This window comes from Kribbella sp. NPDC020701 (assembly GCF_055562215.1).
In genome coordinates, this window is sequence record NZ_JBVHFT010000028.1 from 32,168 (window position 1) to 46,102 (window position 13,935).

Genomic DNA, 13,935 nt, shown 5'->3' on the forward strand with positions numbered 1-13,935 from the left:
CGGCGCAGAAATACAAGGAGTAACACCTCATGGCACGCGTGAAGCGGGCAGTCAACGCCCACAAGAAGCGCCGGGTCGTACTCGAGCAGGCCAGCGGTTACCGCGGCCAGCGCTCGCGGCTGTACCGCAAGGCCAAGGAGCAGGTCACTCACTCGCTCGTCTACGCCTACCGGGACCGCAAGGCGCGCAAGGGCGACTTCCGCAAGCTGTGGATCCAGCGGATCAACGCCGCGGTCCGCGCCGAGGACCTGACCTACAACCGGTTCATCCAGGGCCTGCGGCTGGCCGAGGTCGAGGTCGACCGCAAGATCCTCGCCGACCTGGCCGTCAACGACCCGGCCGCGTTCTCCGCGCTCGTGCAGGTGGCCAAGGCCGCCCTGCCGACCGACGTGAACGCGCCGAAGTCCGACGCCGCGGCCTGAGCAACACCCCCTGACAACACAGTGGCGAGCCCTGGTCTGCTGACCGCACAGTCCGTGCGGATCAAGCAGGCCCGGCGGCTCGCCACTCGTGCGTTCCGGCGCAAGTCCGGCCGCTTCCTGGTCGAGGGACCCCAGGCGGTCCGCGAGGCTCTCGAACACCGCGAACTCGTCATCGAGGTGTACGCCGAACCCGCCGTCGCCACCCGGCACCGCGACCTCCACGACCTCGCCGCTTCCGCCGGCGTGCCCTGGTTCGAGGTCAACCGCGCCGCCGTCGAGGCGCTCAGCGAGACGGTCACCTCCCAGGGTGTCGTCGCCGTGTGCTCTCTGGTCGACGTGCCGCTCGCGCTCGGACCCACCGCGAAACTGGTCGCGGCCGGGGTCCAGGTCCGTGACCCCGGGAACGTCGGCACCCTGATCCGGACCGCGGACGCGGCCGGTGCGGATGCCGTCGTACTCTCGTCGGAGTCCGTCGACCCGCACAACCCGAAGGCGGTCCGGGCCAGCGTCGGCAGCATCTTCCACGTGCCGGTTACCACGGACGTCGACATCGTCACCGCCGTACAGACCTGGCACGAGCAGGGCCTGCAGGTGCTTGCCGCCGATGGGTACGGCGCCACTGACCTGGATACCTGTATCGACGACGGCACCCTCGCAAAACCCACCATCTGGTTGTTCGGCAACGAGGCCCACGGCCTCCCCGACGACATCAACGCGATCGTCGACCACTCGGTGAAGGTCCCCATCTACGGCCGCGCCGAGTCCCTCAACCTCGCCACCGCCGCCGCGGTCTGCCTGTACGCCTCGGCCCGGGCGCAGCGCCGGTGACGGAGCTGCCGTTCGACGTGCCGGGACGCTTCTGGCGCGGGAACCTGCACACGCACTCGGACCGCTCGGACGGGGCGTTGCCGCCTGCGGAGACCGCCCGGGTGTATCGGGAGGCCGGCTACGACTTCCTGGCGATCACCGATCACTTCCGGCCGGAGTACGGCTTTCCGATGACGGATACGCGGGAGTTGCGGTCGGACGGGTTCACCACGCTGGTGGGAGCCGAGCTGCACGCACCGCGGACCGAGGTGGGCCAGTCGTGGCACATCGTGGCGGTCGGGTTGCCGCTGGATTTCCAGCCGCCGACAGAAGCGGAGACGGGGCCGCAGCTGGCGCGGCGAGCGCGGGCGGCGGGGGCATTCGTCGGGATGGCCCACCCCTCGGCCTCGCTGCTGACGGCGGTCGACGCCGAGAGTCTGGACGCGGCCCACTCGGTCGAGGTCTACAACGCGCTGGCCGACCGGGAGAACCGTGGCGACAGTTGGCACCTCGCCGATGTCCTGCTGAACCGCGGTCACCGACTGACGACGTACGCCGCGGACGACGCGCACCTGCAACCCCAGGACCCGCCTCCGTGCCAGGCGTGGGTCCACGTCCGCGCCGCAGTACTCGAACCGGACGCTCTGGTGCAGGCGCTCAAGGCCGGCCACTTCTACTCGAGCACCGGGCCCGAGCTGTACGACGTACGCATCGAAGGTGACGTGGTCGTCGTCCATTGCTCGCCCGCGACAAAGGTACTGCTGAGCGGCGGCACTCCCGGCGCAGAGGTTGCCCAGGGCACCGAGCTGACCGAGTGCTCGCTCTCGGTGACCATGTTTCACGGCACCCATTGTCGCGTCACCGTCGAGGACGCCACCGGCGGCCGCGCGTGGACCAACCCGATCCACCTGCCATCACAGCGCCATAGTTGACGGCCCGGCGGGCCGCGTGTCAGCGTTGGTCCAGCGCGCGCCAGGGCGCCTCCTCTCCGCGGCAAGCACCGAGTGCACCTGGAAAAGAAAAGCAAGATCCATGACGGCCGGTGAACCCTTCGGGACGGCCCGATTCAGCGGAGCGGGCTGCCCTGGAAGGACCGTCGATGTCGACCACACCGCTGCCCGCCAAAGCCAGCCTCAGCCAGCTGCGCGCACGGGCGAAGGACCTCCGCAAGGCCGTGACCAAGGGCCGCCCGGACGCGATCGAGCGAGCCCGCACCCATCACCCCGCCTACAGCGAAGATGCGTTCACGCTGCGGGACGCGCAGTTGACCATCGCCCGCGAGTACGGCCTGGCCAGCTGGCCGGAGCTGATGGAGAAGGTGGCCACCGAGCTGGTCGAGGGCCGCGAACTGCACCGGTACTTCGGTGTCGAACTGAACAACGAGACCTGGGACCTGCTCGAGCAGATCGACGAGACCAGCCCGCTGCTCGACCAGGAACGCGTTCTGTACGGCGCGTACGCCGCCTGCCTGCACTGGCTCGAAGCCGGGAACGAGGCGAACCACGCGCGCGGCGAACACCTGATCGCCCGGGTCGCGCTCCGGATCGGCCGCGCCGAGCTGGGCCTGGAGCACGCACGGCGTTGTCTGCAGCTCGTCCAGGACCATCCGGATCAGATGGGCGATTGGGACGAGCCGTTCGCCCGGGAAGCCCTCGCGCGTGCCCTCGCGGCGACCGGCTCAACAGCTCAGGCGCGAGCTGAGCGCCGCCGGGCGGAGGAGCTCACGGAGCTGGTCACGGATCCCGGCGACCGCGAGGTGCTCGTGACCGAACTTGGCAAGGAACCGTGGTTCGGGCTCACTTCTTGAGGCGCGCCTCGAGACCGTCGAGCAGCGTGTCGAGGCCGAAGACGAAGGACTCGTTGAATGTCGTGTTGATGTCCCGCTCGGCTCGTCGCCGGACCGACTCCTGCATGTCGGGGAGGTCGGCGGTGAGGACTTCAGCCTGCTGCAACAGCTCGCCGGCCATCTGGTCCAAGGACTGGCCCGCCCTCCTGGCCATCTCGCGGGTCGCGACCTCGGAGCTCGCGGTGCCGAGCACGTAGGACATCACGCTGCCCATCGCGAAGTCGACGTCCCGGCCGGAGAAGCCGGCCGCGCCGAACAGCACCAGGCCGCGCGCGCCGAGCGTCATCGCCTTCGGTCCGACGCTCGGCCTGGTGTACATCACCTCGGGCAGCCAGGGGTGCCGGAGTACGGCGGCACGCAGGCTGTGGCCGAACAGCATCGCCCCGCTGCGCCAGCCGGCCAGCTCCGGGTCCGGTACGTCGATCTCGCCCCAGATCTCGTCGATCAGCAGGTCGATCAGATCGTCCTTGGTCGGAACGTGCCAGTAGAGGCTGGTCGCGCCCGCATCGAGCTTGGCGGCCAGCTTCCGCATGCTCAACCCGGCCAGACCCTCGGCGTCGAGCGTGGTCATCGCGGTCTGGACGATCTGCTGCCGGGTCAGCGTCTCGCGGGCGGGCGCAGCGGCCCGGGACTTGCTCCAGATCGACTCCATGACCCCATCCTAGCTAATCCACTAGAACACCGTGCGAGTTCGTCGTACAGTGTGCGAGTGACTAGTACACCGTTCGAGTCCCCTGTTTCTGATTCATCAGCGACCGGCCATCCGCGCCGCTGGTGGATCCTCTTGATCCTGTGCCTGAGCCTGATGGTGCTCGTCGTCGACAACACCGTGCTCAACCTGGCCATCCCGTCCCTGATGCGGGACCTGGACGCGACCCCCGCGGACATCCAGTGGGTGATCGACGCCTACATCCTGGCGTTCGCCGGGCTGCTGCTGACCGCGGGCAGCCTGTCGGACCGGTTCGGGCGGCGGAAGATGCTGCTGCTCGGACTGGTGATCTTCGGTGCGGCCTCGCTGCTGGCGACGCTGGCCCAGAACCCGTGGCAGCTGATCGCCTGCCGCGGGCTGATGGGTGTCGGCGGCTCGCTGCTGATGCCGAGCACGCTGTCGCTGCTGTTCACGGTGTTCCCACCGGAGGAGCAGCGCAAGGCGATGGCCGGCTGGTCGATGGTGGCGATGGTCGGCGTGGTCGCCGGCCCGACGGTGGGCGGCGTACTGCTGAACCACTTCTGGTGGGGCTCGATCTTCTGGCTGAACGTGCCCATCGCCGTACTCGCGATCATCGGAACGCTGGCCATGATCCCCGAGTCGAAAGGCCCGGCGCGGAACGTCGATCCGGGTGGTGCGGTGCTCTCGATCATCGGGATGGCTGCGATCGTCTGGGCGATCATCTCGATCCCGGCCGACGGGCTCGGCTCGGCGAAGGTGCTGGGTGGGTTGGCCGTCGGCGTGGCCGGGCTGACCGGGTTCGCCCTGTGGGAGAAGCGGAGTGAGCATCCGATGGTGCCGCTCGCGCTGTTCCGGGACCGGAACTTCAGTGGTACGAGCTTCTCGATCGTCCTCTTGTCCTTCACCGCCGGTGGGTTGCTGCTGGCGCTGACGCAGTACCTGCAGTTCGTGCTCGGGTACACCCCGCTGAAGGCCGGCCTGGCACTGATTCCGTACGCCGTTGCCGCGACGGTGTTCAACGCTCTTGGGGCGACCCTCGGGAAGAAGATGGCGGATCGTACGCTGATCGTGATCGGTCTCGCGATCATCGCCGGCAGTTTCGGCATCCTGACGCAGGTCTCCGACTCGAGTGGGTACGGCTTGCTGATCATCGGTCTGCTGGTCATGGGTGTCGGCGGTGGCCTGGCCGGTCCGGCGGCGTACACGCATCTCATGCAGGCCGTGCCGCCCGAGCATCGCGGGGTCGGATCCGCGATGAACGACACCGTTCAGCAAGCGGGTGCCGCGTTGTCGGTCGCCGTACTGGGCAGTGTGCTGGCTGCGGCGTACTCCTCCTCGCTGCCGGACTCGGTTCCCGAATCGGCCCGCAAGTCGATCGCGGACACGCTCGCGCTCGGCCCGGACTTCCTGGCTCCGGCCCGCACCGCCTTCACCGACGCGATGTCGATCTCGATGACGGTTGGGTGCATCGGGGCGCTGGCCGGTGCGGTGGTGGCGTTGGTAGTTCTGCCCCGTCGGCAGGCCGCGGAGCAGACGGCTGACGCTGTCCCAGCGGTGGATGATGTGGTGCACTGAAACGGCGAAGCCCACAGGTTGTGGACAGCCGATTCACGCTCTCGGTGTTCTGGTTCCTAGACTGCAATCCGCAGAAGTTCCGAACCCGAGAGCGAGCCATGTCCGGTCCCAACACTGATTACGACCCGGTCGAAGTGACGCCGCTGCATGCCGAAGAGGTGGAGCGGAGCCGCGACGAGGCGCTGAAGGCGTTTACCGGGGCGGTCGATCTGGCCGCCCTGCAGGAGGCGAAGGTCGCGCATCTCGGCGAGAAGTCGCCGATCGCGCTGGCCAACCGGGAGATCGGCGCGCTGCCCCCGCAGGGCCGCAAGGAGGCCGGACAGCGGATCGGTGCGGCCCGCAAGGCCATCAACGAGGCCTTCTCGGGCCGCCTCGCCGTTCTCGAGGCCGAGCACGAGGAGCGGATGCTCGCCACCGAGCGGGTCGACGTGACGCTGCCGTGGCACACCCCCGAGCTCGGCGCGCGGCACCCGCTCTCGCTGATCTCCGAGCAGGTCGCGGACGTGTTCACCGCGCTCGGCTGGGACGTCGCCGAAGGCCCCGAGGTCGAGTCCGAATGGCTGAACTTCGACGCCCTGAACTTCCAGCCCGACCACCCGGCCCGGCAGATGCAGGACACCTTCTTCGTCGAGCCGGCGGGCTCCGGCAAGGTGCTGCGCACGCACACGTCCCCGGTGCAGGCGCGCTCGATGCTGACCCGCAAGCCCCCGATCTACGTGATCTGCCCGGGCCGCGTGTTCCGCACCGACGAGCTGGACGCGACCCACACGCCGGTCTTCCACCAGGTCGAGGGCCTGGTGGTGGACGAGGGCATCACGCTCGCGCACCTGAAGGGCACGCTCGACCACTTCGTCGTCTCGATGTTCGGCGAGGGCCTGGAGGCCCGGCTGCGGCCGAACTTCTTCCCCTTCACCGAGCCGTCGGCCGAGGTGGACCTGAAGTGCTTCGTCTGCCGCGGCGCGTCCATCGGCAACCCGGACCGCCCGTGCCGCACCTGTGGCAGCGAGGGCTGGATCGAGTGGGGCGGCTGCGGCGTGGTGAACCCGCGCGTCCTGCAGGCCTGCGGCATCGATACCGACCGGTATTCCGGCTTCGCCTTCGGGATGGGGCTGGAGCGGACGCTGATGTTCCGTAACGGCGTCGAGGACATGCGGGACATGGTCGAGGGTGACGTGCGGTTCAGCCGCCAGTTCGGGATGGAGATCTGATGCGGGTCCCACTGTCATGGCTTCGTGAGTACGTCGACCTGCCGGCCGAAGTGACCGGCCGTGGTGTCGCGGAGAAGCTGATCCGGGCCGGCCTCGAGGTCGAGACCGTCGAGGAGTCGGACCTGACCGGCCCGCTCGTGGTCGGCAAGGTGCTCACGTTCGAGGACGAGCCGCAGAAGAACGGCAAGACCATTCGCTGGTGCTCGCTCGACATCGGCAAGGACGAGCCGCAGTGGGTTGTCTGCGGTGCGAACAACTTCGCGGTCGGCGACCTCGTGGTCGTCGTGCTGCCCGGCGCGGTGCTCCCGGGCGGGTTCGCGATCTCGGCGCGCAAGACCTACGGCCACGTCTCCAACGGCATGATCTGCTCCAGCACGGAGCTCGGCCTCGGCGACGACGGTACGCACGGCATCGTCGTACTGGAGCCGGGTGAGGCCACGCCGGGTGACGACGCGATCGAGCTGCTCTCGTTGCGTGACGACGTCCTCGACATCGCGGTCACGCCGGACCGGGGATACTGCCTGTCCATCCGTGGCGTGGCGCGCGAGGCAGCCACGGCGTACGGCGTTCCGCTGAAGGACCCGGCCGGCCTGACGCTGACCGGCTCGGGCGACGGGGGCTACCCGGTGCGCGTCGACGATGCCGAGGGATGCAGCGTCTTCGTCACCCGCACGGTGACCGGCATCGACGCGAAGGCGCTGTCGCCGCGGTGGATGCAGAAGCGGCTGCTCGCGGCCGGGATGCGGCCGATCTCGATCGGCGTCGACGTGACGAACTACGTGATGCTCGAGCTCGGCCAGCCGATCCACGGGTATGACAAGGACCGGCTGAGCGGCGAGATCGTCGTACGGCGGGCGACCGCCGGCGAGAAGCTGATGACGCTGGACGACCAGACCCGCGAGCTGGACACCGAGGACCTGCTGATCACCGACGACTCCGGCCCGATCGGTGTCGCGGGAGTCATGGGTGGTGCGTCCACCGAGATCTCCGACGCGACCACCGACGTGGTGATCGAGGCCGCGCACTTCGATCCGATCGTGATCGCCCGTGCGTCGCGACGGCACAAGCTGTCGTCGGAGGCGTCCCGGCGGTTCGAGCGCGAGGTCGACCCGCTGCTGCCGCGGTACGCCGCCCAGCGCGTCGCCGACCTGCTCGCCGACCTGGCCGGCGGCACCATCCAGCCGGACGAGACCGTCGTCGACACCCATGCCCTTCCCGAGCCGGTCACCATCCGGGCCGACCACGCAGCCCGCGTCGCCGGTGCACCGATCTCGATCGAGGAGACGATCCGCCACCTCGAATCGGTTGGTTGCAAGGTTGAGCCGGCCGCGTCGGATGCGAGCGCGGCGCCGCTGGCGGCGGGTGCGCATGCTCCGGCTCTGGTTGTTGCCGGAGAGACTTCGACACTCGCCGGCGACGATCTGCTGACTGTGACTCCGCCATCGTGGCGGCCGGATCTGCGGGATCCCAACGACTTTGCCGAGGAGGCTATTCGGCTGTTCGGGTTCGACAACGTTCCGTCGATCCTGCCGCCTGCTCCGGGTGGTCAGGGCCTGACGGTGTCGCAGCGTCGCCGCCGCCGGATCGCGACCGCGCTGGTCGGGGCCGGCCTGACCGAGGTCGTGTCGTACCCGTTCACCGGCGAGGCCGACTTCGACGCGATGGGGCTGCCCGCCGACGACTCCCGCCGTACGACGGTCAAGCTGGTCAACCCGTTGTCCGACGAAGAGCCGTCGATGCAGACCACGTTGCTCGCGACCCTGCTCCGGACCGCCGAGCGCAACGTCGGCCGCGGCGCCGCCGACCTGGCGATCTTCCAGACCGGCCTGGTCTTCCACCCGAAGCCGGACCCGAAGCCCGCGCCGCTGCTGTCGGTCGCGCAGCGCCCGAGTGACGCCGAGGTCCAGTCCCTGTACGACGCCCTGCCCGAGCAGCCGCTCCACGTCGGTGTGGTGCTGACCGGGTCGGCGACCCCGACCGGTTGGTGGGGCAAGGGCCGTCCGGCCGGCTGGTCCGATGCGGTCCAGCTCGCCCGGATGATCGCCGCGTCGGTCGGCGTCGAGCCGGTCGTGAAGAACGTGGAGCTGGCGCCGTGGCACCCGGGCCGGTGTGCGGAGTTCTCCGTCGACGGCAAGGTGGTCGGTCAGGCCGGCGAGCTGCATCCGAAGGTCTGCCAGGCATTCGGTCTGCCCGCGCGGTCGAGTGCGGTCGAGCTCGATCTCGATGCGCTGATCGCCGCCGGTCCGGAGTCGATCACGGCCGAGCCCTTCTCGTCGTACCCGGTGGCCAAGGAGGACGTGGCGCTGATCGTCCCGGCCGACGTGGCGGCGGCGGACGTGCAGGCGGCGCTGGTCGAGGGTGCGGGCGGGCTGCTGGAGTCGATCCGGCTCTTCGACCTGTACACCGGCGAGCAGATCGGCGAGGGAAAGAAGTCGCTCGCGTTCGCGCTCCGGTTCCGTGCACCGGATCGCACGCTGAAGGAGAACGAGGTCGCCGATGTGCGGCAGGCCGCGGTCCAGGTGGCCGTCGATCGCTTCGGCGCCGTCCAGCGGGTCGGCTAGTCCCATGAGCACAGGCGCGGCGGCGCGCTTGCGGCGGGCAGTGCGATGAGCGCCGGTCACCCGCGGGTGGCGGTTGCTGCGCCGAACAAGGCCGCGGCGGATGCGGGTGTGCGGGTCGCGGCCGAAGGTGGGAACGCGGTGGACGCGGCGATCGCGGCCACGCTGGTGACGATGGTGAACGAGATCGGCGTGGTCTCGCCGGCCTCAGGCGGTTTCGTCACCCTGCAGGTGGCCGGCGGTGACGCGGTCACCATCGACGGCTGGGTGGAGATGCCCGGCCGCGGCCTGCCCACCGAGCGGTTCGGCCAGGGCGTCTGGGACGTCACCACCGACTACGGCGGCGGTACGACGACCACCGTCGGCCACGGGTCGGTGGCGACGCCCGGCGGGATGAAAGCGCTCGACCTGGCCCACCAACGGTCCGGGAAGGCGCCCTGGCGCGAGGTCGTCCAGCCCGCGATCGATGTCGCCAGCAACGGCTTCCCGCTGAGCCGGACCTCGGGCTACTACCTCGGCTTCACCCACGAGATCATCTTCGGCTGGCACCAGCCGAGCCACGGCGTCGTGCACTCCGACGACGGTGCGGTGATCAAGGCCGGCACCAGGGTCGTGATCCCCGAGCTGGCCGAGGCGCTCGAGCTGATCGCCCGCGATGGCGCCGAGACCCTGTACACCGGCGAGCTCGCCCAGCTCCTGATCCATGACATGGCCCAGAACGACGGCATCCTCACCGCGCAAGACCTGGCCGCGTACGAGGCCGTCGTACGACCGGCACTGATGGTCCGGCAGAACGGCTGGCGACTGGCGACCAACCCGCCGCCGGCCGTCGGTGGCGTCGCGGTCGCGGCGATGCTGGCGTTGCTCGACGGCGTGCCGGCGGACGGTAGCTGGCGGCAGTCCGAGATCGAGCGGCTCGTCGAGGTGCAGCACGCCGTACTCGGACAGCGGCTGGCCGAGCTGGACGAGGAGGATCAGCGGCAGCTGGAAGCCAGGAAGCTGCTGGACCTCGCCGCGGCCGGCGATCTGCGGGCGCTGACCTCACCGAGTACCGCGACTGTCTCGGTGGTCGACGACGAGGGCGATGCCTGCGCGATCACGGTGTCGTCCGGCTATGGCTCGGGCGTACTGACGCCAGGCACCGGGATCTGGCTCAACAACGCCCTCGGCGAGCAGGAGCTGCTGCACGGCGGCCCGCACAGCCTGGCGCCCGGCACGCGGCTCACCTCGAATATGGCGCCGAGCGTCGCGCGCCGCGAGAGTGACGGCGCCGTCCTCGCGATCAGCTCACCGGGTTCGGACCGGATCCCTACCGCGCTCGCCCAGGTCTACGCGCTCTACACGCACGGGGGGTTGCCGCTGCGCGAAGCCGTCGAGCATCCGCGGCTGCACGTCCGCGTGCGCGAGGACGTGGTCGTCGACTACGAGGACGACCTGCCGGTGTCCGGCTCGACCTCGCTGCCGACTCGGCCGATGCCGCCGCACTCGATGTACTTCGGCGGTGTCGCGGCCGCCTACTGGGACCCGGCCGACGGCTTGCTCGCGGTCGGCGACCCGCGTCGCACCGGAGCGGTTGCCATCTCGCCGGACCAGTAAGGTCAACCCTCAGTCCACTGAACCGGAAGGCAGCCGATGCGGGACCCCGAGCTCTCCGTCGTCGTACCGATGTACGACGAGGAGGACGTGCTGCCGATCTTCTTCGACCGGATGCACCCGCTGCTCGACAGTCTCGGCATCAGCTACGAGGTGCTCGTCGTCGATGACGGCAGCCGGGACAAGACCGCCGCGCTGCTGCTCGACGCCGCCAAGGACTGGGCCCAGCTCCGCGTCGTCAGACTCCTGCGGAACAGCGGTCATCAAGCCGCTCAGTCGGCCGGCTTCCGGCGCGCCCGCGGCCGGTACGTCGTCACGATCGACGCCGATCTCCAGGACCCGCCCGAGGTCATCGCCGAGTTCCTGGAGACCGTGCGCGAACAGGACGTCGATGTCGTGTACGGCGTTCGCTCGGACCGCTCGAGTGATTCGTGGGCGAAGCGGACGACGGCCCGGCTGTACTACCGGCTGATGTGCCGCCTGGTCGGCAAGAACATCCCGTTCGACGCGGCCGACTTCCGCCTGGTCTCGCGGCGGGTGGTCGACGCGGTCAACGCACTGCCGGAGGACGGCCGGGTGTTCCGGTTGGTGATCCCCTGGCTGGGGTTCCCGAGCACCGAGGTGAAGTACGTTCGCGCCGAGCGGGCCGCCGGGACGACGAAGTACAACCTTTCCAAGATGCTGCGGCTCGCGTTCGACAGCGTGACCGCGTTCTCGGCCGCGCCGCTGCGGCTCGCGACCTGGCTCGGGCTGCTCGGCGGCGGGATGTCCGCGCTGTTCGTCGTCGGCGCGCTCGTCATCAAGCTGACCGGTCGCGGCGTCCCGGGCTGGACGTCGACCGTGCTCGCGGTCAGCGTGATCGGCGCGATCCAGCTGCTGTGTCTCGGTGTGCTGGGTGAGTACGTGGCCCGGTTGTTCCAGTCCAGCCAGCGGCGGCCGCAGTTCCTCGTCGGGTACGACAGCCTCGAAGACCAAGGGCATCAGGAACCGGTCCACCACAGATGAGGCGGCTGCTCCCGTGGCTGCTGCCGTTGCTGGTCGCCGCCGCAGGGCTCGCCTCGGTCGATGCCGGCCCCGGCCCGATCCTCAAGTACACCGGCTACTTCGCGCTCGCGATCGCACTGCCCGGAACCCTCCTGCTCCGCGCGGCCTGGCGTAGTACCGGCAACTGGGCGGAGGATCTCGGTCTCGGCGCCGTGGTCGGCGCGACCTGGCAACTGATCGGCTGGGCGATCTTCACCGCCCTCGGCTGGCAGCGTTGGCTGATCGTCTGGCCCGCTCTGGTGCTGATCGCCTTCGCTTTCGTACGACGGGATTGCTGGCGGATCGCGGACCCCAAGCCGTTGCCGGTGGCCTGGGCCTGGGGACTGGCCGTCTCGTCGGCGGTCATGCTCGGCGCGGCCACGCTCGGCGTGATGGCGTACCACCCGATGCCGCCGAACGGATCGGCGTACTACCCGGACCTGCTCTACCACCTGTCGATGGTGCAGGAGCTGACCCGGTCGGTGCCGCCGGAGCTGCCGCAGGTGGCGGGGGAGCGGCTGGAGTACCACTGGTTCGCGAACGCCGACATGGCCGCGGCGGTGGACATCACCCGGCTGACACCGATGGTCGTGCTGTTCCGGCTGTGGCTGCTTCCCTGGCTCGTGGTCGCGCTGCTGGTGTGCGCGACGCTGGCGCGGATCGTCAGTCGTACCTGGTGGACCGGCGTACTCGCGGCCCTCGCGCTGGCGGCGCCGCAGCTGTACCTGTTCGTCGACACGAGTGTGAATCTGGCGCCGCCGGTCAGCTTCCTCAGTCCGTCGCAGACCTTCGGGCTGGTCGCCGGTGTGACGGCAGCGGTGTTCCTGATCGAGTTGTTGTTCAGGAACGCGCGGGGCTGGTTGTGGGTGGCCACCATCGCGGTCGCGATCGTCGGCGGTGGGTCGAAGCCCACAGTGCTGCCGCTGCTGGCCGCGGCGGTCGGGCTGGCCGCGGTGTACCTGCTGGTGACGACCCGGCGGGTGCCGTGGCGGCTGGTCGCGACGGCGGTGTCGCTGGTCGCGGTGGGTGCCGCAACGCTGGTGACGGTTGCCGGGAGCACCAATGGATCGGGGCTGCAGTTCCTCGCGGTGCTGAAGTCGCTCCCGGTCTACACGGCTGCGACTCACGATGCGACCCCACCGGGCGAGGGTGGTCTGATCTTGCCGGCCCTGGCGCATGGCGCGGTGATCGGGACGCTCACGCTGCTGCTGGGTTTGCTGCTCACCCAGCAGGCGATGGCGTTGGTCGGCTTCGGAGTCGCCGGCCGCCGGGATCCGGTCGCGTGGTTCCTGCTCGGTGCGATGATCGCCGGCTGGGCGGGATACCTCCTGATCGACCATCCGTCCGTCAGCGAGTCCTACTTCATCTACACCACCGCGCCGTTCAGCCTGGCGGGTGCGGGCTGGTTCGCGGCGACGAGTGTCCGCGCCGCCGCTCGGCCTGTCCCGATAGCGGTGACTGCATTCGTCCTCTCCCTCGTGTACGCCGTTCTGCTGGTGTGGGCGAGAGGTGTGCCGGCCGCGTCACCGGGCCGCCAACTCTGGCTGAGTACGCGCGTGCTCCTCGTCGTACTCGCGTTGACCATCGTGCTGTTGGTGGTGTGGCGACTCTTTCTCCGGCAGGCGGGTGGCGGGCTGCTCGTCGTACTGGTGCTGCTGGCGACGGCGCCGCTCAGTTCGTTCCTGCAGAGCGCGGTGCATGGGGACACCGAGAAGGCGCCGACGTACCGGGCGGCCCGGTGGTGGGTGTATCCCGATGAGGCGACGGCGGCGTTGTGGCTCGGGAAGAATTCCGCGCCGACCGATGTGGTCGCTGCCAATACGTGGTGCCGGCCGGCAGGCCCGCAGACGCAGGGGTGTGACGCGCGCGGGTATCTGGTCAGCGGCATCGCCGGTCGCCGGACACTGATCGAGGGCTGGGCGTACACGAGCCAGGCGATGGCCGCGCAGGGTGTCGGCGGCCGGCGATACACCGAGCAGCCGTCGCCGTGGCCCGACCGCGTCGCCCTCACCAACCGGGCCCTCGCGGCGCCGACCGCGGACGTGCTGCGGCGGCTGCGCGACGAGTACGGCGTTCGCTGGTTGTACGCCGATGCCCGCGACGGGACCGTGTCACCCGCGCTGGACCGGCTGGCCGTGCTGCGACACAGCGCCGGGAAGGTCCGGATCTACGACCTCGGAGAGTGATTGTCCCGTAACATTGGGTCTGCGTAGACCGTTACCTCTACGCAGGC

General features: G+C 69.6%; 11 protein-coding genes. 10 read left to right on the forward strand and 1 reads right to left on the reverse strand.

Going from position 1 to position 13,935, the window contains the following annotated elements; translation table 11 throughout:
• Positions 1-29: 29 nt before the first annotated feature.
• The 4 genes from rplT (at position 30) to ACZ3HV_RS41120 (ending at position 3,036) form a co-directional block, all read left to right on the forward strand.
• Positions 30-422, forward strand: a complete 393-nt coding sequence (gene rplT, locus ACZ3HV_RS41105; RefSeq protein WP_465692961.1) for a 50S ribosomal protein L20 — start codon at positions 30-32, stop codon at positions 420-422.
• A 21-nt stretch (positions 423-443) separates the two neighbouring features.
• The gene (locus tag ACZ3HV_RS41110; RefSeq protein WP_465692963.1) at positions 444-1,250 is read left to right on the forward strand and encodes a TrmH family RNA methyltransferase; all 807 of its coding nucleotides are present in this window, start codon (positions 444-446) and stop codon (positions 1,248-1,250) included.
• A complete protein-coding gene (locus tag ACZ3HV_RS41115; RefSeq protein WP_465692965.1) occupies positions 1,247-2,161 on the forward strand; it encodes a CehA/McbA family metallohydrolase in 915 nt (304 codons plus the stop codon). The genes ACZ3HV_RS41110 and ACZ3HV_RS41115 overlap by 4 nt, the downstream gene beginning before the upstream one ends.
• A 167-nt stretch (positions 2,162-2,328) precedes the next feature.
• Positions 2,329-3,036 carry a hypothetical protein gene (locus ACZ3HV_RS41120; protein WP_465692967.1) on the forward strand — a complete coding sequence of 236 codons (708 nt, stop codon included), beginning with the start codon at positions 2,329-2,331 and terminating at the stop codon, positions 3,034-3,036.
• Here ACZ3HV_RS41120 and ACZ3HV_RS41125 read toward each other — a convergent pair.
• Entirely contained in the window at positions 3,026-3,727 is a 702-nt protein-coding gene (locus tag ACZ3HV_RS41125; protein WP_465692969.1) for a TetR/AcrR family transcriptional regulator C-terminal domain-containing protein, read from the reverse strand. The two genes, ACZ3HV_RS41120 and ACZ3HV_RS41125, sit on opposite strands and share 11 nt — an antisense overlap.
• Positions 3,728-3,784: 57 nt before the next feature.
• Between ACZ3HV_RS41125 and ACZ3HV_RS41130 the strand changes: the two genes are divergently transcribed.
• The 6 genes from ACZ3HV_RS41130 (at position 3,785) to ACZ3HV_RS41155 (ending at position 13,888) form a co-directional block, all read left to right on the forward strand.
• Positions 3,785-5,320, forward strand: a complete 1,536-nt coding sequence (locus tag ACZ3HV_RS41130; RefSeq protein WP_465692971.1) for an MFS transporter — start codon at positions 3,785-3,787, stop codon at positions 5,318-5,320.
• Between the two features lie 98 nt (positions 5,321-5,418).
• Positions 5,419-6,528 carry a phenylalanine--tRNA ligase subunit alpha gene (pheS, locus tag ACZ3HV_RS41135; protein WP_465692973.1) on the forward strand — a complete coding sequence of 370 codons (1,110 nt, stop codon included), beginning with the start codon at positions 5,419-5,421 and terminating at the stop codon, positions 6,526-6,528.
• On the forward strand, positions 6,528-9,089 hold the full coding sequence (pheT, locus tag ACZ3HV_RS41140) for a phenylalanine--tRNA ligase subunit beta (RefSeq protein ID WP_465692975.1): 2,562 nt from the start codon (positions 6,528-6,530) through the stop codon (positions 9,087-9,089). The genes pheS and pheT overlap by 1 nt, the downstream gene beginning before the upstream one ends.
• Positions 9,090-9,134: 45 nt before the next feature.
• Complete coding sequence (locus ACZ3HV_RS41145) at positions 9,135-10,682, forward strand: gamma-glutamyltransferase (protein WP_465692976.1); 1,548 nt, start codon at positions 9,135-9,137, stop codon at positions 10,680-10,682.
• Between the two features lie 36 nt (positions 10,683-10,718).
• Positions 10,719-11,684 carry a glycosyltransferase family 2 protein gene (locus ACZ3HV_RS41150; RefSeq protein ID WP_465692978.1) on the forward strand — a complete coding sequence of 322 codons (966 nt, stop codon included), beginning with the start codon at positions 10,719-10,721 and terminating at the stop codon, positions 11,682-11,684.
• Positions 11,681-13,888 (forward strand): hypothetical protein, encoded by a 2,208-nt coding sequence (locus ACZ3HV_RS41155; RefSeq protein ID WP_465692980.1) that lies wholly within the window; start codon positions 11,681-11,683, stop codon positions 13,886-13,888. Before ACZ3HV_RS41150 ends, ACZ3HV_RS41155 begins: the two co-directional genes overlap by 4 nt.
• Positions 13,889-13,935 lie beyond the last annotated feature (47 nt).